16 protein-coding genes and 1 pseudogene are annotated in these 19,588 nt (G+C 44.4%); 7 read left to right on the top strand and 10 right to left on the bottom strand.

Features of this window, described 5'->3' with window-relative positions:
* Window positions 1-285: 285 nt before the first annotated feature.
* The 3 genes and pseudogenes from ABV409_RS15620 to ABV409_RS15605 all read right to left on the bottom strand — a co-directional run bounded on the left by ABV409_RS15620 (window position 286) and on the right by ABV409_RS15605 (window position 5,434).
* Window positions 286-2,640, bottom strand: a complete 2,355-nt coding sequence (locus tag ABV409_RS15620) for a GumC family protein (protein WP_353878560.1) — start codon at window positions 2,638-2,640, stop codon at window positions 286-288.
* A gap of 43 nt (window positions 2,641-2,683) precedes the next feature.
* Window positions 2,684-3,454, bottom strand: a complete 771-nt coding sequence (locus tag ABV409_RS15615) for a polysaccharide biosynthesis/export family protein (RefSeq protein WP_353878559.1) — start codon at window positions 3,452-3,454, stop codon at window positions 2,684-2,686.
* A 35-nt stretch (window positions 3,455-3,489) separates the two neighbouring features.
* A pseudogene (locus tag ABV409_RS15605) lies at window positions 3,490-5,434 on the bottom strand (polysaccharide biosynthesis protein).
* 257 nt (window positions 5,435-5,691) lie between these two features.
* Here ABV409_RS15605 and ABV409_RS15600 point away from each other — a divergent pair.
* Window positions 5,692-7,089 carry a nucleotide sugar dehydrogenase gene (locus ABV409_RS15600; protein WP_353878556.1) on the top strand — a complete coding sequence of 466 codons (1,398 nt, stop codon included), beginning with the start codon at window positions 5,692-5,694 and terminating at the stop codon, window positions 7,087-7,089.
* A gap of 25 nt (window positions 7,090-7,114) precedes the next feature.
* Window positions 7,115-8,149 (top strand): NAD-dependent epimerase/dehydratase family protein, encoded by a 1,035-nt coding sequence (locus ABV409_RS15595; protein ID WP_353878555.1) that lies wholly within the window; start codon window positions 7,115-7,117, stop codon window positions 8,147-8,149.
* Between the two features lie 226 nt (window positions 8,150-8,375).
* Here the strand turns inward: ABV409_RS15595 and ABV409_RS15590 are convergent, their stop codons facing one another.
* The 5 genes from ABV409_RS15590 to cysQ are packed head-to-tail and all read right to left on the bottom strand — an operon-like array spanning window position 8,376 to window position 12,366.
* The gene (locus tag ABV409_RS15590; protein ID WP_353878554.1) at window positions 8,376-9,632 is read right to left on the bottom strand and encodes a sulfate adenylyltransferase subunit 1; all 1,257 of its coding nucleotides are present in this window, start codon (window positions 9,630-9,632) and stop codon (window positions 8,376-8,378) included.
* Between the two features lie 11 nt (window positions 9,633-9,643).
* Entirely contained in the window at window positions 9,644-10,567 is a 924-nt protein-coding gene (gene cysD, locus ABV409_RS15585) for a sulfate adenylyltransferase subunit CysD (RefSeq protein ID WP_353878553.1), read from the bottom strand.
* Entirely contained in the window at window positions 10,564-11,148 is a 585-nt protein-coding gene (cysC, locus tag ABV409_RS15580) for an adenylyl-sulfate kinase (RefSeq protein ID WP_353878552.1), read from the bottom strand. The genes cysD and cysC overlap by 4 nt, the downstream gene beginning before the upstream one ends.
* The gene (locus ABV409_RS15575) at window positions 11,130-11,564 is read right to left on the bottom strand and encodes a DUF2061 domain-containing protein (protein ID WP_353878551.1); all 435 of its coding nucleotides are present in this window, start codon (window positions 11,562-11,564) and stop codon (window positions 11,130-11,132) included. The genes cysC and ABV409_RS15575 overlap by 19 nt, the downstream gene beginning before the upstream one ends.
* Window positions 11,554-12,366 carry a 3'(2'),5'-bisphosphate nucleotidase CysQ gene (gene cysQ, locus ABV409_RS15570; protein ID WP_353878550.1) on the bottom strand — a complete coding sequence of 271 codons (813 nt, stop codon included), beginning with the start codon at window positions 12,364-12,366 and terminating at the stop codon, window positions 11,554-11,556. Before cysQ ends, ABV409_RS15575 begins: the two co-directional genes overlap by 11 nt.
* 279 nt (window positions 12,367-12,645) lie before the next feature.
* Here cysQ and gmd point away from each other — a divergent pair, with 279 nt between their 5' ends.
* Genes gmd through ABV409_RS15545 form a run of 5 tightly spaced genes read left to right on the top strand, consistent with a single transcriptional unit; the run spans window position 12,646 to window position 17,515 of the window.
* Entirely contained in the window at window positions 12,646-13,758 is a 1,113-nt protein-coding gene (gene gmd, locus ABV409_RS15565) for a GDP-mannose 4,6-dehydratase (protein WP_353878549.1), read from the top strand.
* Window positions 13,759-13,813: 55 nt separating this feature from the next.
* Window positions 13,814-14,902, top strand: coding sequence for a GDP-L-fucose synthase family protein (locus ABV409_RS15560; RefSeq protein WP_353878548.1), 1,089 nt, complete (start codon window positions 13,814-13,816; stop codon window positions 14,900-14,902).
* Window positions 14,903-16,066, top strand: a complete 1,164-nt coding sequence (locus ABV409_RS15555) for a glycosyltransferase family 2 protein (protein ID WP_353878547.1) — start codon at window positions 14,903-14,905, stop codon at window positions 16,064-16,066.
* A gap of 17 nt (window positions 16,067-16,083) precedes the next feature.
* Entirely contained in the window at window positions 16,084-16,809 is a 726-nt protein-coding gene (locus tag ABV409_RS15550) for a CatB-related O-acetyltransferase (protein WP_353878546.1), read from the top strand.
* Window positions 16,778-17,515 (top strand): acyltransferase, encoded by a 738-nt coding sequence (locus tag ABV409_RS15545; RefSeq protein WP_353878545.1) that lies wholly within the window; start codon window positions 16,778-16,780, stop codon window positions 17,513-17,515. The genes ABV409_RS15550 and ABV409_RS15545 overlap by 32 nt, the downstream gene beginning before the upstream one ends.
* Here the strand turns inward: ABV409_RS15545 and ABV409_RS15540 are convergent.
* Window positions 17,488-18,600 carry a glycosyltransferase gene (locus tag ABV409_RS15540; protein WP_353878544.1) on the bottom strand — a complete coding sequence of 371 codons (1,113 nt, stop codon included), beginning with the start codon at window positions 18,598-18,600 and terminating at the stop codon, window positions 17,488-17,490. The genes ABV409_RS15545 and ABV409_RS15540 overlap by 28 nt on opposite strands.
* Window positions 18,600-19,457, bottom strand: coding sequence for a glycosyltransferase family A protein (locus ABV409_RS15535; protein ID WP_353878543.1), 858 nt, complete (start codon window positions 19,455-19,457; stop codon window positions 18,600-18,602). The genes ABV409_RS15540 and ABV409_RS15535 overlap by 1 nt, the downstream gene beginning before the upstream one ends.
* Window positions 19,458-19,588 lie beyond the last annotated feature (131 nt).

Below are 19,588 nucleotides of genomic sequence, written 5' to 3'. Positions count from 1 at the left end.
CGCATTTACACGGTTGAACGAAAACAATAAAAACAGGGCACAGAAAATTTGAAGGCTAATGGGGTAGTTTCTTTTCATTTCTCAATTTTTAGCAATTGCCACGCATAATTAGGGCGATTACAAAGATAACCCAAAAGCAAAGTAGCGGTCCTTTTGATTTAAAGAATTCGACTAAGCGAATCCTTTATCGATGAGCTACATTTATGAAGTGGGAACGATAGTAAAAAACGCAATTGAAAAGAGCTGTTTTAGGCCTAAAAAAAGTTCAATTTAATACGAATCCACTTACTTAATGGACCACCATTTCTTAACAGCTTTGCCGTAACCATAGCTGTACATGCCACCATATCCCAAGTCGGAATCGGCAACATCATTGACCAAAAAGCATAAACCAGAGAGTTTTCCTTCCTTTTGGAGTTTGATCGGGTAATCGATGGCCCGTTTTTCGGTTACCCCAGAACGGGTAACGTAAATCAAGTGATCGGCATAGTTGGTCAACAGCAAAGTATCGGTCACCAACATCAAAGGAGCGGTATCGACCAAAACATAATCGTACTTGGAACACACCTTATCGAACAATTCCCCAATTCGGCCACTCAAAAGTAATTCCGCTGGATTCGGTGGAATCTTTCCGGAATAGATTACATCAATTTCATTGTTTTGGACAAGCATCTTGTTCACGATATCCTTCACTTCGATTTTCTCATCGATAATATACTCAGTCAGTCCGTTTTTTGGCTTGGTGCCCCCCATTGACATCCTATCGATATCCTTACCGATAAAAAAGTTATAGATCTTAGGGTTTCGAATGTCAGCGCCTATGAGCAATACTTTTTTAGAGGTATTCGATAGAATCATGGCCAAATTGGAAGAAACGAAGGTCTTTCCTTCCCCTGAGATACTGGAGGAAATAAATATGATATTGTTCTTTGCACTGCCCTTCGATTTACTTTTGATCAAGTAATCCAGATTCGTTCTGATGATCCGTAAGGATTCACCCAAAACCGATCGGTCGTCTTTCAAAATTTTGTTCAATTCCTTTTTTGAGACTTTAGGCAACTCGCCGATTACGGGTACTTCCTTAGTCAACTCCTCTATGGTCTTCATGTTCTTGACCTTGGTATCCAAAAGATCTTTCGCATAAAGCACGGAAAAAGGAACCAAAAGACCGAAGATACCTGCGGCCATTAAGATCACCATTTTACGTGGTGCCACCGGATTGTCGCCCGTGGTGGCATAATCGACTACTTTGCATTTCGGGGAGGTCGAAATTGCCGCGATCTGGGCCTCTTCCTTTTTTTGCAATAAATACAGGTATAAGGATTCCGTGGTTTGTTGTTTACGGGTAATATCGCGCAAAGCCCTTTCGTTTTTAGGGGCGGAGTATATTCTTGAATTGATGATCGCCTGTTGGTTGCTCAAGGTATTGACCGTCAAGGAAAGGTTGTTCACCGTACCGTTCAAACTTGACTTCAGGTTTTTTCGAAGGTTACGGAGTTCCTCATCCAAATTGACGATCATTGGGTTCTTCAAATTAGAACTTTTCAATAAGCGGTTCCGCTCTTGCAGCAATTGATTGTACCTTGCCGTCGTACTGGCAATACTTGGATCGGACAAACCAATATTGGAAGGCAATACTTCGAATTGATCTTGCTGCTCGACCAAATCACTCATACCTTTAGCGATATTGTATTGGTTTTGTGCATTGGCCAATTCTTGACGGTTCGCAGCACCTACGTTCAAATTGATACTTGTTTCCGATGCCAAGTCAGAGATGCCCCTATCGGTCCTTAAGGTCTCAGCGGACTCATCGACCGTAGATAAATTCCCCGCGATAGCGGCGATCCGATTGTCGATGAACGTAGCCGTACGATCAGCGATTACTTTTTTATCGAGAATGGCGTTTTCGTTATAAATGCTGATCAGCTCGCCGATGACATCCTTTGCTTTTTTCTTGCTCCCATTTTTCATTATCACGTTGACGATGTTCGAATCGTCATCATTAAGTTCAATGCTAATGGCTTCCTTCAAGAAATCAGCAACACGTTCAACGGGTGTAATGGCCACACGGAATCGTTTGCCGATATACCTGTTGATATGTTCAAGATTAGGGGTCAAGACCACTTCGCCAATCGACGTCTTCAGCTTTTTCCCGAATGTAAAGGTCGTTCCGGTTTCCTTCTCGTTTTCACTGTAGGAATAGCTGTTGGCCGAATTGATGACCAAAAAGAACTCGAAATTAGATTTGTTGAGTATGGAATCCTCAACGACAAAGTTGAAGTTGACCGGAGCACCGTGGTACTTTTCACTTTGAAGCAGGTCACCCATCTCGAAAATCTGGGTGTTCAACTTCAGTCTTTGGACCAATTCGATCAGGTGGGATCTCGACTTGATGATCTCAATCTCGTCGAGTACGTTATTCTTTTTTATGGAGAAAAGGTCGATATCATCGAAAAGATCCAAGCCGCCGTTGCCATCTTCTTCCAAAATCTTCACTTTGGCAGTTGCTTGATAGAGCACTTTGGTATACCTCAGGTACACTACGGCCAATGCGATGAAGAGAACCAGCGATGCCAAAAACCACTTCCAATATTTTAAATACGAGCTTAGGATTTCCTTTAAATCCGTTTTATTCTCCATGCCTATAGTTTAGGGTGTTTTTTTGGCGAAAGCTAGGTTGAATTTAGTTTCTGGTGATGATCAATACAGTAGAGGTAATTAGCAAGGAAGCGATAGAAACCAGGATCGATGCCCTGTTGTCCAAGCTGCTTGAGGTGACCGCGGATTGGTTGGGTTCTACGTAAACCACGTCGTTTTGGGTCAAATAATACACAGGTGATTCAAACGCGTTCTTGCTGGTCAGGTCAATTCGCGTATATAGCTTGGTACCTTCGAATTCACGGATCACCAATACGTTTTGCCGTTGTCCTTTTATATTCAGATCGCCTGCGAGACCCAAGGCTTCCATTATGGTTATTTTTTCGCCTTCAACGGCATAGGTGCCCGGCTTGTTGACTTGCCCTAGGATCGTTACCGTAAAATTCTTTAAACGGATATTAATGATCGGGTTTTTTAAATAGTCACTTAGTTTGTCTTGCAACAATAGGCGCAGTTCCTGGGCGGTCAAACCAACCACTTTGACCTTCCCGATAACGGGGAATTCGATTTCACCATCCTTATCCACCAAATAGGAAACTTGCTTCGGGCGTATTTCACCTTCTTGTGCTCCTTGGAATATGTTGAACGGGATACTTGCCTCTTTATCCAATGTGGAAACGACGATGCTCAATTCATCATCGATCTTGAATTTCGGCTCGAAATTAAAATCCGATACAATAGTTTCGAAATTCCCGGCATCCTGAAAATACACTACATCTTGTTTTGATGCGCACGAGGTCAACAATAGGCCCGCGACGAATGACGAAAACAACAGCCTTTTGAATTTAAGTTCCATACTTTTTTATTTATGCTAAAACTACAATGTTATGTTCAAGGCTGCAAAATCTTATTCTGTTGTTTTCGGGAATCTTCGGTGGTGTCCGATTCCTCGGCCTCATCCAAATCACAGTATTCCGAATTATTGGAGATGAACTCAGGAACGATTTTCTTCATCAGTTTCACGATATTCTCACTGAAAAAGATGTTGGAAACACAAAGTTCGTCGATTAGGGCGCGTGTTTTCGCATAGTTTTGTTCCCTTACCTTACCGATCATGATCTTTTTGTGGTAGGTCGGCAGGGTATTTTCACCATTGGCCAGAAGTTCTTCATACAGCTTTTCTCCCGGTCTTAGGCCGGTTACCTTGATATCGATATCTTCTGGGTATCGCAGTCCGGAAAGCTTGATCATATTCTTGGCCAGGTCGAATATTTTTACGGATTCACCCATGTCGAAAATGAAAATCTCACCCCCAGAGCCCATTGAACCTGCTTCAAGAACCAACTGGGAAGCTTCCGGGATGGTCATGAAGTATCGGGTAATCTCGCGGTGGGTGACCGTCAACGGCCCCCCCCTTTTCAATCTGTTTTTTGAACAACGGAATGACCGAACCATTCGACCCGAGAACATTACCGAAACGAGTGGTGATGAATTTTGTCTTGTTTTCTTGGTTCAAACAACTAATGTACATTTCAGCGATCCGTTTGGTCGCTCCCATGACATTGGTTGGGTTGACGGCCTTGTCGGTCGATACGAATACGAATTTATCGACCCCATGCTGTAAGGCCAGATCACTTAAAATTTTAGTGCCGATGACATTTGTCTTCGTGGCTTCATAGGCATTGCATTCCATCAAAGGCACGTGTTTGTATGCTGCCGCATGAAAGACCATTGTGGGTTTGAACTCCTGAAAATATGCGTTCATGCGGTTCTTGTCACGGATGTCACTAACGATGGGGACGAAATTATGGAACCCGTTTTGCTTTAGCTCTTGTTGCAGGTCATACAAGGCCGACTCCGCTTGGTCGATCACGATCAATGATTTGTAATCGTAGTTCGCGATTTGGCGAACGATCTCACTACCTATTGATCCTGCGCCACCGGTGACCATGATACTCTGCCCTTTCAACTGTTCACCGACCTTCGAACTTTTCACACGGATCGGGACCCTATTTAAAAGGTCTTCTATCTGTACTTGTTTGATCTGGGCGACATTGAGCTCACCATTGATCCATTTTTCAACGGGAGGAACGATCTTCACTTCAACGGTGAGATCGACCAGGTTTTCGACGAGTTTTCGCAATTTACTGGTTTCAACATCACTGGTGGCGAAAATGACCTCGCTGATCTCTTTCTGTACCAAGAAATCCTTATTCAGGATTTCCTTACCGAAAACCTTGGTCCCATTGATGCTTTTTCCAATTTTCTGTAAATCGTCATCGATATAACCCAACACCCTGATCTTGTTACCCGAATGACTTGATATCGCGTTGTATGTCAACACCCCGGATTCACCGGCACCATAAATCAATACGTTCTTCGAGGTATTGTACCTTCTAATAAAATTCGTGTAAAGGGTTTTGAAAATATATCGTGCGGCGGTCAAGGCCAAAAATCCGATCAAACTATGGATGATGATGATCGATAAGGGTATGGTGAAATTCGGGATGAGTCCGAACGTCCTATTGGCGATAACGAAACAAATCAATAAGATACTCGAAAGGCAAATGGCATTGAAAATATTATAGACATCCTTCACACCGGTATGCCGTACCACGCCTTTATAGGATCCCGTCACCAAAAAAGCGATCAAGGTCAAAATAACCACCATCGGTAATTGGATCCAAAGCATATCGGTGTTGAATTTCATCGTCAAATTGAACCGTATCAGATACGAAAGGAAGAACGACAATGAAATCAAAGTGGAATCGATGACCAATACCACCCATTTCGAAGTGTGTCTATGAATGTTGTTGGAAAAGTAATTTTCGAACATAACTCAATCAGTTAGATTTGGGAGAACCATTTACTTCAGTTCGGTTTTTCGATTTAAAATTAATCATAGTTTGTTCGGAACGATACCCAAGGAGCCATTATTCGTTAAAGACCAAAAATTCCTCGTTTAAATTACAAATTCACTTATATTCTTTGTCATTTATATGAAATAACATAATTATGCGTTTCAAAGTAACTATTCGTTGTTTTTAGTTATTTTTTATTCAAAACTTATTCAAGACCATTCACACTCATAGTATGAAAAAAGTGACCAAAATTTGTTGTATCGGAGCAGGGTATGTAGGTGGACCTACAATGTCGGTTATCGCTTTGAAATGCCCTGAAATCAAGGTCTCGGTAGTCGATATCAACCAAGCGCGGATTGATCAATGGAATGACGAGAATCTTGACAATTTACCGGTATACGAACCTGGTTTAAAGGAAATCGTGGCCAAAACCCGTGGTAAAAACCTTTTTTTCACCACCGAAGTCGATAAGGCCATTGACGAATCGGAAATGATTTTCATTTCGGTCAATACCCCTACCAAAACATATGGAAAAGGGAAAGGGCAAGCAGCCGATTTAAAGTATATTGAATTGTGTGCCCGGAACATCGCCAAAGTAGCCACTACGGATAAGATCGTTGTTGAGAAATCGACTTTGCCGGTTCGAACCGCCGAAGCGGTCAAAAGTATCTTGGACAATACCGGTAGCGGGGTGAAATTCGAAATTTTATCGAATCCTGAATTTTTGGCCGAAGGAACGGCCATCGATGACCTCTTGGATGCCGACAGGGTATTGATAGGGGGCGAGGAATCGGAATCAGGGCAAGCTGCAAAAGATGCTTTGAGCGCCATTTACGAACATTGGTTGCCCAAGGAACGTATCTTGCAGACCAATGTATGGTCTTCCGAACTTTCGAAACTTGTCGCAAACGCCTTTTTGGCCCAGCGGGTTTCCTCTATCAACTCGATTTCGGCCTTGTGTGAAAAAACCGACGCCAATGTCGACGAAGTTGCTAGGGCCATCGGCCGAGATAGTAGAATTGGGGCTAAGTTCTTGAAGTCATCCGTCGGTTTCGGGGGATCTTGTTTCCAGAAAGACATTTTAAACTTGGTCTATATCGCAAGAAGTTTCGGGTTACAGGAAGTCGCCGACTATTGGGAACAGGTAATCATTATGAACGATTACCAAAAAAAGCGTTTCGCCGATAATATCGTAACGACCTTGTACAATACCGTTTCCGGCAAAAAAATCGTATTTTTTGGATGGGCCTTCAAAAAGGACACCAACGATACCCGTGAATCCGCCGCCATATATGTAGCTGACGCGCTCCTAGAAGAGAATGCCGAGATCCATGTCTACGACCCCAAAGTGCCGGAAGAACAGATTTATGCCGATTTGGATTATTTGGGCACCCGTAGTCCCGAAGAGAACAGAAGGCTATTGAAGGTACATACCGACCCGACCGCCATCGTCAAAGATGCCCATGCCGTGGCCGTTTTGACCGAATGGGACGAGTTCTTGGAATACGACTGGAAAAACATATACGAATCGATGTTGAAACCGGCTTTCCTTTTTGATGGAAGGCGGGTTTTGGACACCAAAAAGTTGTCGGCCATCGGATTCAAATGTTATAAAATAGGCGAGTCATAAACGTCTATTAACGCGAACACTGAACATGAAAATACTGGTTACTGGAGCAGCGGGCTTTATCGGTTTCCATACCGTCAAAGTCTTGCTTGACAAGGGGCACCACGTCGTCGCCTTGGACAATATCAACGGCTATTACGACAGCAAACTCAAATACGCCCGGCTTGAACAGCTGGGCATTCGCCAGACCGATGCCAGTCAATACCATATCCTTTGTTACGGCGACCTTTATGGTGAGGCGCTTTCTTTCGTTCGCATGGCCATCGAAGATCGCGAGAAGGTACCGAGACTCTTCAGAAAACAGAAATTCGACATCGTTTGTAATCTAGCGGCCCAGGCCGGTGTTCGCTACAGCATCGAAAACCCAGAGGTTTATGTAGATTCGAACGTGGTGGGCTTTTTGAATATCTTGGAATGTTGTAAGAACTTCGATATCAAACATCTGGTTTACGCCAGTAGTTCAAGTGTCTATGGCGCCAGCGGTGAAATCCCATTTCATACTGACCAAAAAACCGATGCGCCCGTAAGTCTTTACGCTGCTACGAAAAAAAGCAACGAATTGTTGGCCCATACCTACAGCCACCTTTTCGGGATTGCCGTTACCGGATTACGCTTCTTTACGGTCTACGGCCCTTGGGGCCGTCCTGACATGGCTTATTTTCTATTTACCGATGCCATAGAGAAGTCGAAAGCCATCAAGGTCTTCAACCATGGGAATCTAGAACGCGATTTCACCTATATCGACGATATCGTGAACGGTGTGGTCAGCGTTATCGAAAAAGGTTCTATGGGTGATCCCAGTGTAAAAGGCGGTCAATCACGGATCTATAATATCGGTAACAACACCCCGGTACCCTTAAAGGAGTTCATCGCGACCATTGAAGGGGCATTGGGAAAGGAAGCGGTCAAAGAATATTTGCCGCACCAACCCGGCGACGTTCCGAGGACTTGGGCCGATATCGATTCTATGGGAAAAGATTACGGGTACCGACCGACTACTTCATTGTCGACAGGAATCGAAAATTTCGTGCGCTGGTACAAATCCTATTTCAACAACGATTGAATTTCGGGTAGCTAAGATCGAATACTAACCTTGTTTTGGATTATCCGTTTTTGGGAAGCCTATGCGTGGATTCCTCTAGGTAACAAGACGTCATCGGTAAAAGTTCATCCACAATCAAGATGTGCCCTTCCAACCGATTCGATTTTAAGGGTACACAACCTAATGTAGCGCTTCCGAAATCAAAAATCACAGCATCCTTGAATGCAACCAAGATGATGTCGATCGATCAAACGATCATTCCGGCGGCTACGGTCTCGTTCGTACTTTCGTCGATTAAGATGACACTACCGGTAATGCGGTTATCTCGATAAGAATCGATCATCAAGGGCTTGACCGTTTTGATTTTCACCTTGCATATATCGTTCATTTTCATTTCCTTATCATCGAAATTCCGACCTAAACTGTTAATGTCGATTTTATAAACGACCTCCTTGATCAATGCCGTCTGCTCATTGGTCGTGTGTCGAACGGTATACTTTGTACGTGGTCGGGCCGGGTCGCTATTCAACCAACAAAGCATGACTTCGATTTCTTGAACGGGATCAGGCCTGTTGTTCGAGCGAACGATCATGTCGCCACGAGCTACGTCAATATCATCTTCCAAAGTCATGGAAATGGACATGGGTGCAAAGGCTTCCTTGATTTCACCATTGGGTCCATCAATGGATTTTATCTTCGAATTGAATCCGGATGGTAAAACGGTAACTTCTTCCCCTACCCTAAAAATCCCGCTTGATATGCGACCGGCATAACCACGATAATCGATAAATCCTTCACGCTGTGGCCGTAAAACGGTCTGTACGGGAAACCTAGAATCGACTTTGTTGATATCACTACTAATATGAAGGGTTTCCAAGGTGTGTAAGAGCGGAGCCCCGTTGTACCAGCCCATATTCTCCGATCGGTTGACCACATTGTCTCCAAGGAGTGCACTGATCGGAATGAACCGAACATCTTTGACGAACAGTTTGGTCGAGAATTCCTCAAATTGCCGCAACACATTGTTATAGGCTTCTTCCTTGAAATCGACCAAGTCCATTTTATTGATACAAACGATCAAATGGGGGATTTGGAGCAAAGATGCGATGAAAGCATGCCGTTTGGTCTGTTCGATAACCCCGTGTCTGGCATCTACCAAAATGATCGCGGCGTTCGCAGTTGAAGCGCCGGTTACCATATTTCTGGTGTATTGGATGTGCCCTGGAGTATCGGCAATAATGAATTTCCGTTTTGGAGTCGTGAAATAACGATATGCTACATCAATGGTTATTCCTTGTTCGCGCTCGTCGCGAAGACCATCGGTAAATAAAGCGAGGTCGACCCCTTCATGTCCTTTTTGTTTGCTTGTACTTTCAACGGCCTGCAGTTGGTCTTCGAATATGGATTTCGAATCGTACAACAATCTTCCGATCAAAGTACTTTTACCGTCATCGACACTTCCTGCGGTCGTAAATCGTAATAATTGGTTATTACTAATGCCCATTCTTCCGTATTTTAAAAATAACCTTGTTTCTTTCTATCTTCCATTGCCGTTTCGGATCTTTTATCATCCGAGCGATTGCCCCGTTCGGTTTGGCGCATGGCCGAAACCTCTTGCACCACTTTTTCGATCGTATCGGCATCTGACTCGATCCCACCCGTGATGGTGATATCACCCAAGGTTCGGAATCGGATTTTCTTTTTCTCAATGGTCTCGTTCTCATCAAGGATCAAGAACTCCGAATTCGGTATCCAAGACCCGTTACGCCAAACCACTTCACGCTCGTGCGCCAAATACAACGAAGGAATGGCGATGTTTTCCCTCATGATATAGTTCCAAACGTCCATTTCCGTCCAGTTACTTATGGGAAAAGCGCGAAAGTGTTCTCCTTCAAAGTGCTTGCCATTAAAAAGGTTCCAAAGTTCAGGGCGCTGGTTTTTGGGATCCCATTGCCCAAAATCGTCCCGGTGCGAAAAGAAGCGTTCCTTGGCCCTGGCTTTTTCCTCATCACGACGTCCACCACCAATAGCACAATCCACTTTATTACTCTCAATGGCATCCAAAAGCGTCGTGATCTGTAAGGCGTTCCGCGTGGCGTTCTTGCCTTTTTCTTCGGCGACCCTACCTTGATCGATGGATTCTTGAACCGACCCAACGATCAATCGCGCTCCCAGATCATTGATGAGGTCATCCCTGAATTTGATGGTCTCCGGAAAATTATGTCCGGTATCGACATGCATCAACGAAAAAGGGATCTTACTCGGATGAAAAGCCTTCTTGGCCAAATGTGTCACTACGATCGAGTCTTTACCTCCTGAAAAAAGGATGACCGGATTTTGAAATTGTGCCCATACCTCTCGCAAGACATAGATCGCTTCTGATTCCAACTCATCGATATAGTTCAATGAGTAATTGTAATCACTTGCAAACTGTTTCATAGGATATTCTTGATTTTTTGGAAGATGATCTCCACTGATTCTTCTATGGAATTTTGTTCGGTAACCTCCACATTGGGTTGCCGAGGGGGTTCATAAGGTGCCGAAATGCCGGTCATGTTCTTGATTTCCCCTGCCCTCGCTTTTTTGTAAAGCCCTTTCACGTCGCGTCTTTCACATTCTTCAAGACTGGTGTTCACAAAGACCTCGATATAGCTTTCACTACCGACACAAGCTTTTATCCGCTCCCTGTCCTTTTCATATGGAGCAACGAATGCCGCTAAAACGACCACCCCCGCATCAACGAACAGGTTCGCAATTTCACCGATCCTTCGGATATTTTCGGAACGGTCTGATGGGCTGAACGATAGGTCACTATTAATGCCCTTTCTCATATTGTCACCATCAAGGGTATAGGTCTTGACCCCTTCATCGAAAAGGCGTTGCTCCAATCTATTGGCGATGGTCGATTTGCCCGAACCCGAAAGCCCGGTAAAGAAAATCAAGAACGAATGGTGCCCGTTCGCCTTTCTTCGCTGCTCAAGATCGATGTTGTAATTGTGTTTTACGACGTTCTTCTCCATTTTCGAGCTCTGTGAATTTTATCAAGTCCAAAGTTAATCCGATACCACGCACGTTCATGCAAATAATACAAAATCATTTTGGTGAGTATTTCAGCGAATCCGATCTTAAGGCCGGTATAGGGGTTGCCCGAGATGATCCAGGAAATTACGATGGTATCAATGGTGCCGATAGCGCGCCATGTTACGGTTTTCAAAAGGTGTCGCTTCCGGCTTTCACGGATGTTGAACCGGATCCACAACCGCTCATGCAAAAAATAAAGGACCATTTTCGTTATCGATTCCGCCACCCCTATCTTAAGTCCCACGAACGGATTACCCGAAATGAACCACGACAACAAAATGGTGTCCATGGTTCCTACGAACCTCCAAGTAATGGTCTTGGCAATATGTCTTTTATGTGGTATCCTACTGAGCAAAGCGCACCAAAAAATGACTGTTCAAAAGATTACTCCTATTGTATAAAAGTTCTTTTCCGGTTTCGCGTGAAATGACTTCCAGTCCGACGGCGTTACAAATCGCTTGACCGGCAGCGGTATCCCATTCCATCGTTGGAGCATACCTGGGGTACAGATGTGCACCGCCTTCGGCAACCAGACAGAATTTTAAGGAGCTTCCCTTTGAAACGATATTTACGGTCTCGTATTGCGCTTTAAGCTCATTAATATAGTCCTCGGTATCCTGATTCATGTGAGAACGACTACCGACCACATTGACCGTTCCGCCTTCTGGGGCCGAATAGGCGATCATATGTTCATCATCCAAACTCGTAAAGTCGAAGGCATGGTCTTCGGAAAGCGTCACTTTGAAGGCTTTCGATTCTCCCACGAACCCAACATAAAGATCCCGGGTCACGGGTACATAAATTACTCCGAAAACGGGTTTTTGATTTTCGATCAGGGCGATGTTGACCGTAAACTCACCGTTCCTTTTTATGAATTCCTTCGTACCGTCTAAGGGGTCGACCAACCAACAGCTGGACCAAGCCCGACGTTCTTCATAGTCAATTTCCTTGTTCTCTTCGCTGATGATAGGGACTCCCAATCCTTCCAATCGTGCCATGATTGCGGTATTCGAAGCTAAATCCGCTAAGGTCAAAGGTGATTTATCGTCTTTGACCTGCACCCCGATATCATCCGATTCGTAAATATCCAAAATTGCGATTCCACCTTCAATGGCCGCGTAAATCGCTTCTTTTAATGTTTCGTTTATTGTTATCATAAGGTCGTTAAGGTTATGCATTGGGGGGAACGATGCAAGAAACCGTTCTTCATGTCTTGATTTGTGATGTCAAAAACAGTTGGCAAAGTAAGTGCTTTTCTTTTTTTTAGGAATATTTATCACCTTACAATTCACATTATTTCGATGTATTGTCCATTAAGGCTAAATTTGTTACCGTATAACGATTTAAACTTTTCACGTTAAGAAATAATTTTAATATCGCGGTCCATATTAATTTGATCTTTTTAACGTTCCTAATAACAACAGAAACCAAAATCCATGAAAAAAGCATTAATTACCGGTGCCACGGGACAAGATGGCGCTTATTTAAGTGAATTCTTGTTGAAAAAAGGCTATGAAGTACATGGCCTGAAAAGACGTTCATCTTTATTCAATACTGAAAGGATCGATCATCTTTACGAGGACCCGCATATCGAAGGCAGGAAATTCATCCTGCATTATGGCGATATGACCGATAGTACCAACTTAATCCGTTTGATCCAAGAAATCCAGCCCGATGAGATCTACAATCTCGCAGCGATGAGCCACGTCAAGGTATCCTTCGAGGTTCCGGAGTATACCGCGAATGCGGATGGTATCGGAACGTTAAGGATATTGGATGCCGTCCGTTTCTTAGGATTGGAAAAAAAGACCCGGATCTACCAAGCTTCCACTTCGGAACTTTACGGCAAGGTTCAGGAAGTACCGCAGTCGGAAACCACTCCGTTCTACCCGAGAAGTCCCTATGCCGTTGCTAAGATGTACGCGTATTGGATTACGGTGAATTACCGCGAAGCCTACAATATGTATGCTTGTAACGGTATCCTTTTCAATCACGAATCACCCATCCGTGGGGAGACTTTCGTTACCCGTAAAATCACCAGGGCAGCTTCACGAATCGCCTTGGGGCTTCAAGAAAAGTTTTATTTAGGGAACCTCGACGCCAAAAGGGATTGGGGGCACGCCAAAGACTACGTTCGCATGATGTGGATGATTCTACAAGCCGACGAGGCCGAAGATTGGGTCATTGCCACTGGTAAGACCACTACCGTGCGCGATTTCGTTCGAATGAGTTTTGCCCATGTCGGAATCGAGCTTGAATTCAGCGGAACGGGAGTCGATGAACGAGCCGTTGTAAAAGCGTGTAACAACCCAGAGTATCAAATTGAAATCGGTAAGGAGATATTATCGGTCGATGCAAAGTACTTTAGACCAACCGAAGTCGAATTATTGATCGGTGATCCGACAAAAGCCAAAACCAAACTAGGTTGGACCCCAGAGTATGAATTGGAAGATCTTGTCAACGATATGATGGCAAGCGATCTTAAACTCATGCAAAAAGATCAATATATCAAAGAAGGGGGTTACCGTATTTTGAATTATTACGAATAGGCCTTTCTAACAAAGGAACCGATATACAATACCAATCGTAGTAGCAGATAAGCGAATGAAAGCAACCGATACCATATTCGTTGCAGGCCATAGGGGCCTAGTGGGAAGTGCTATCCTAAAAAACCTAAAGCATAGGGGCTATAGCAACATTTTGACACGTACAAGGAAGGAACTTGATCTGGAGGATGCTGTAGCCGTAGCCGATTTTTTCAAGACCGAAAGACCTGATTACGTCTTTTTGGCCGCGGCCAAAGTCGGGGGTATCGTCGCAAACAATACCTATCGCGCAGATTTCATCTATCAAAACCTGATGATCCAAAACAATGTCATCCACAATGCCCATTTGTACGGGGTTAAAAAGTTGTTGTTTTTGGGGAGCACTTGTATTTATCCGAAAGCGTGTCCGCAGCCGATGAAGGAATCGTATTTGTTGACCGATCCGCTCGAATACACCAACGAACCTTATGCCATTGCCAAAATCGCGGGTATCAAGATGTGTGAAAGCTACAACCTACAATACGGTACCAATTTTATATCGGTCATGCCAACCAATCTTTACGGACCGAATGACAACTTCGATTTGGAAAAATCACATGTCCTACCGGCATTGTTGCGTAAAATCCATTTGGGCAAGGCCCTAGAGGCGGCCCAATGGGATGTCATCAAGGAGGATTTGGACAAGCTCCCGATCGAAGGGGTCGATGGTTCGGCCGGACAAGCCGAGATCATCTCGAAACTGGAACAATACGGAATCCGCAAGGATGACGGGGTTTCGGTTGAGATCTGGGGTAGCGGAAAGCCGAGAAGGGAATTCCTTTGGTCAGAAGATATGGCCGATGCCTGCGTGTTTATCATGGAAAACCGCGACTTTTCGGACACCTACGCTGAAGGGGATGTTGAAATCCGCAATTCCCACATCAACATTGGTACCGGTACCGATGTTTCCATCGCCGAATTGGCGCAGATGATCAAAACCGAATTGGATTTTAAGGGGGACTTCGTCTTCAATACCGACAAACCCGACGGAACGTTGAAAAAACTGACCGATGTGAGCAAATTGAACGCCTTGGGCTGGAAGCACGAAGTAGAACTTGTTAACGGCATCCGCCAAATGTACGACTGGTATTTATCGAAAAAGGACTAGATGGCCGATGCCCTGCCCATAGTAATCGTCGCCTACAATAGGGAAAGATCCCTGAATAGGTTGCTTGATTCCATTGCGGCGGCCAGCTATCCGGATACCGAAATCCCGTTAATCATCAGTATTGACCATGCCGAAGATAATCAAGCGGTGGTTGATACGGCCATGGCTTTCGAATGGGCTCATGGAGAGAAGAAGATCATCCGACATCCTGAAAACTTAGGTCTGAGAAAGCACGTGCTTTCTTGTGCATCGCTATGCCTTGAGTATGGCCGGGTCATCGTTCTTGAAGACGACCTCTATGTTTCGCCCCATTTTTATCGGTTTACGGACTCGGCGTTACGATTTTCGGCCAACGATCCAAAGATCGGCGGCGTATCACTTTACAACCATCAATTGAACGTATTGAATGGGTTGTATTTCTCTCCGATAGAAGATGGGTACGACAATTGGTATTTCCAATTCGCGTCTTCATGGGGCCAAGCCTGGAACAAAGCGCAATTTGAGGGGTTCTTGGCTTGGTACGAAGCATTGGATACCCTGCCGGCGACCATCGACTTGCCTGAAAAAGTGGCTTCATGGTCTGAAAAATCATGGTTGCGGTATTATATCGCCTACCTCATCAAGGAAGATAAGTATTTCCTATATCCGAAAATATCGTTGACCACGAATTTCAGCGATACCGGTACCCATATCACTTATAGCAGCACAACGTTCCAAGTTCCGTATCTTGTCGGAACGAAGGAACCGCAGTTCGAATTCAGTACTATCGGCGATTCGGGAGCGATCTATAACGCCCATTTTGAGAATACTGCTTTATATGGGTATTTGGGTATGACGGCCTCCCAGCTGCTATTGGATTTGGGCGGAACGCGAATACAAAAAAACCAAAGGTTTGTATTGACGAAGAAAATACTTGATTTCAAGATCATCAAAGCTTACGGCAGGTATTTACGGCCCATAGAGCTGAACATCTTGCAGGATTTTCCAGGAAATGATTTTTTCCTATACGATACCGAAACTGTAGTAAAAAATCCGAATAAGGAACATTTCTTTCGGGATACCTTCTATCATTTGAAATATATCACGCATCGAAATTCGATGCGTTTGTTCTTGTCCATGACGAAGTCCAGGATTCGGGATTGGATGCAAAAATTCAAACGCTAATAGCAGACCGAACTACCATGATACGCCGGACCCTTCAATTGGTTTTCAATTTTTTTTATGTACGGATGCTTTCCAAGAAACACCGCATAAAAACCGGGCGTTCGGTATATATAAGCCGGTCGTGTACCTTTGAAAGCGATAACGCCTTGGGACATGCGGTCAGCTTGATGGATACCGCCGTCGGCTATGGTAGCTATATTTCCGAAGGATCGGTTTTCAAGCATACTAAAATCGGAAGGTTCTGTTCTATAGGGCCCGATGTGCGCTGCATTTTCGGCAAACACCCAACAGCTACCTTCGTCAGTACCCATCCTAGTTTCTTTTCGAACCAAGGCCAAGCAGGGTTTACGTTTACCGAGAAAACGATATTCGAAGAATACGCCCCACCAGCGGATCCGGAAGGGAAGTATGCGATCGTAATCGGTAACGACGTGTGGTTGGGTGCAGGTGTCATGTTGATGGACGGTGTGACCATCGGTGATGGTGCCGTAGTCGCCGCCGGAGCCTTGGTCGTAAAGGATGTGGCACCGTATGCCATTGTTGGCGGTGTCCCTGCCAAGGAAATCAAAAAAAGGTTCACCGATACCGATATTGAAACGCTTCTCAAGTTACAGTGGTGGCATCAGGATATCGATTGGATCAAAACGCATGCAACTTTTTTTAACAGTTTGACGTTATTGAAACGGCATCTTGCCGAAAACCAACCCGATAATGGACAAACAGACCCTGAAGAAACTCCTTGAAAGCCATCCGGAACTATCTAAAATCGCCCAACGGTACCGTCATGGTGGGTTACTGAAAAGAGCGTTCACCGAGTCCATTTCAGGGCGAGACAACAACATCTCCATTGCCCCTTCTTCCCTGTTGATCCGATGTGCTTTCGAAATCGAAGGCAATAACAACACGATCACCATTGCTGAAGGATGCTTCTTGAAAAAGGCTAGCTTTCGCATCAAGGGAGACTATAATACCATCCATATCGGTAGCGATATCAAGATCAAAAACGGTGGTCTTATCTATGCGGAAAACGATGGGTGCCAAATCAAAGTCGGCAAGGCAACCACCTTCTTCAAAGACATCCAGATCGTGGCGGTTGAAAACGACGCTACTATCGAGATAGGAGAAGATTGTATGTTCGGGTCCGACAATGAAATCAGAACAAGCGATCATCATGCCATCTTGGATCTCGAATCGGGCGAACGAATCAACCCTGCGAAAAACGTAAGTATCGGAAACCATGTTTGGGTAACGAATCGGGTAGCGATCCTTAAGGGAAGTACGATCGGAAACCATTGCATTCTCGGGGCCAAAACGGTAACCTCAGGCCCATACCGTGAAGATCATGTGATTTTAGCGGGCAACCCGGCCCGGATCGTAAAGCGCAACATTACCTGGGATCGTTCGCGAATTGAAGCGATCGATCAAGCAACCGTTACTAATTTCGAATAAAGTTCTTGCGTTTTCTTGCCTATGCCCTGCCAATCATAATGTTCGTGAATTCGAGACCAAATCATCTCGCTCGGCTGCACATCAGCTTCTGAAATCGCCTTGATAATGGCGGTTTTGATACTTTCAGGGGCAACGGTCTCCAAGACTTGCCCGATGTTCCCGAATTGGAAAGGCTCGGCCAACCCGCCTCGATCCGACACGATGACCTTCTTTTTCTCGTGCAACACGGTAAGTAAGACCCCACTCTGAGAAATTTTCAAGTATGGGAGCAAAATATAGTCTGAAAGCTGAATCAGGGCTGAAAATTCATCATCACCCAAAAATCGATTGATCAGGATCACATCGTTCCGATCCCTAACTCGTTCCAAGGCTTGTAGTTGACCGTTACCGGCAATAATCAATGTCGCTTGCGCCTGTAGGTCCTTATCCAAGGAAAGCCAAGCTTCAATCGTCTCATTGACCCCTTTGTACTTATTGATATTGCCCAGCACTGAAAATACCACTTTGTCTTTCAAGCCCCACGAATCGATTAGGGAGCGCTTCTTTTCAACCACTGCATTGGCATCAGAACGATCATTGCCTAAGATACCATGAGGGATGACATGTATTTTTCCACTTTGAATCCTGAATTCGGATACAAGCTCTTTTTTGGTTGTTTCAGTATGAACGATGATCGCATCGACCAATGCATAGATTTTCGCATAGCTCTTTCGGTACCGATCTCCTGAATCATGCGGCAAGAGATTGTGGGCGGTCAAAACGATCGGTATGCCTTTGCCCTTGATCCTTCGCAACAACCAATGATCGATTTTTGGAATCTTGACCCATTGAAAATGGATCAATTCAGGTCGGTTTCGACGAATCGTTTTCCAAAGCCGAAATTGGGTGCCGAGATAGCTGATGATCTTGGCTATGCCTTTCTTGTTCGAATAGGAATACCATTTAAGGGTCCGATGCGGAAGCCCAAGGTCATAATTCGTACTGGTGAAATAAGTAATATCCGGTGTCGAAACATGGCTTAGTAAGGCCGTGTCATAGGCGGCCAAATTACCATAGCCCATAGGGTCGACGAAAAAAACGGCCACTAGTTGATATGATAAAAGTTGAACGTTCTCTTGAACTTACCGTTCAACGGGTGGATGCGGTACTTGGCTAACTTCTTAAACAGTTGACGGTATTTACTGAAATCAAATAGAAACCGTTGTATGATCGTGCCGGTATAATTGTTCGACATAAAGTGGTTCTCGCCGTTCGCTATACTGTAAACCCCCGCCGGAAAAGGAAGCGGTTGTAAATTGCCGGCCGAAGTTTCCATGGTCTCGTGCATATACCACAACCATGGTTCGGTAACGAACAACTCATCGATCAAATCTTTGCGTATGATGATCGACGAACCGCAAAGATGGTTAAAAGTCTTGTTTTTGTAGAAAAGGTACTTGGCACCTTCCTTATAATTATAGCCTTTGTTCACATACCAGCCCGGACTTGATTGATCCTGTTTGTTGACGTATGACAATATCTTATTACTGATCAAATCGTCCGAATCGACTACCATAAGAAAATCAGGGTGGTATTTTTCAGCAATTTTCACACCGTGTTTGATTTTGTACGATTTGTCCAATTCTTTTTTCTCGCGATTTTCATCACGGGTACCGTTCGGGTCCAATTTCGGGGGATCGAAATCGACTTGTACGAACTCGATTTTGTCATGCTTGAAATCCATTTGGGGAATTTCGTGGCATACGACGATAATTTGGTAATTGTCATCGATTTGGTTCGTCAATGACTTCATGGTACGTTCGACCAGTTTTTCGAATTGATTCCAATCATTCGAAACGACTTTGCTTTTGACCGGTACGATAAAACAGAGCATGATAAGGTTTTGTTTGTTGGGTTCCTTATACAAACGTAGTATATAGGGACGTATTTTCAATTTATCCATGAAAATATTAGATGAAATGGAAAATTCATTGTTATTCGGTTGCTTCGAACATTTTCAGTGTGTTTTTTTGGAATACCTTTGAGCCAGTTCAATATTGTGTCCATATTTTCGTTACAACAATGGTTAGTAAC

Origin of the sequence: Flagellimonas algarum, assembly GCF_040513375.1 — a bacterium.
Classification (GTDB): Bacteria; Bacteroidota; Bacteroidia; order Flavobacteriales; family Flavobacteriaceae; genus Flagellimonas_B; species Flagellimonas_B algarum.
Note: the sequence above shows the minus strand (reverse complement) of the source record. Positions and strands in the feature narration are given on the sequence as shown.

Bases quoted from the DNA above. Each gene is read 5' to 3' on its own strand.
- ABV409_RS15620 (WP_353878560.1), bottom strand. From the start codon at position 2,640: ATGGAGAATAAAACGGATTTAAAGGAAATCCTAAGCTCGTATTTAAAA.
- ABV409_RS15615 (WP_353878559.1), bottom strand. From the start codon at position 3,454: ATGGAACTTAAATTCAAAAGGCTGTTGTTTTCGTCATTCGTCGCGGGC.
- ABV409_RS15600 (WP_353878556.1), top strand. From the start codon at position 5,692: ATGAAAAAAGTGACCAAAATTTGTTGTATCGGAGCAGGGTATGTAGGT.
- ABV409_RS15595 (WP_353878555.1), top strand. From the start codon at position 7,115: ATGAAAATACTGGTTACTGGAGCAGCGGGCTTTATCGGTTTCCATACC.
- ABV409_RS15590 (WP_353878554.1), bottom strand. From the start codon at position 9,632: ATGGGCATTAGTAATAACCAATTATTACGATTTACGACCGCAGGAAGT.
- cysD (WP_353878553.1), bottom strand. From the start codon at position 10,567: ATGAAACAGTTTGCAAGTGATTACAATTACTCATTGAACTATATCGAT.
- cysC (WP_353878552.1), bottom strand. From the start codon at position 11,148: ATGGAGAAGAACGTCGTAAAACACAATTACAACATCGATCTTGAGCAG.
- cysQ (WP_353878550.1), bottom strand. From the start codon at position 12,366: ATGATAACAATAAACGAAACATTAAAAGAAGCGATTTACGCGGCCATT.
- gmd (WP_353878549.1), top strand. From the start codon at position 12,646: ATGAAAAAAGCATTAATTACCGGTGCCACGGGACAAGATGGCGCTTAT.
- ABV409_RS15560 (WP_353878548.1), top strand. From the start codon at position 13,814: ATGAAAGCAACCGATACCATATTCGTTGCAGGCCATAGGGGCCTAGTG.
- ABV409_RS15555 (WP_353878547.1), top strand. From the start codon at position 14,903: ATGGCCGATGCCCTGCCCATAGTAATCGTCGCCTACAATAGGGAAAGA.
- ABV409_RS15550 (WP_353878546.1), top strand. From the start codon at position 16,084: ATGATACGCCGGACCCTTCAATTGGTTTTCAATTTTTTTTATGTACGG.
- ABV409_RS15545 (WP_353878545.1), top strand. From the start codon at position 16,778: ATGGACAAACAGACCCTGAAGAAACTCCTTGAAAGCCATCCGGAACTA.
- ABV409_RS15535 (WP_353878543.1), bottom strand. From the start codon at position 19,457: ATGGATAAATTGAAAATACGTCCCTATATACTACGTTTGTATAAGGAA.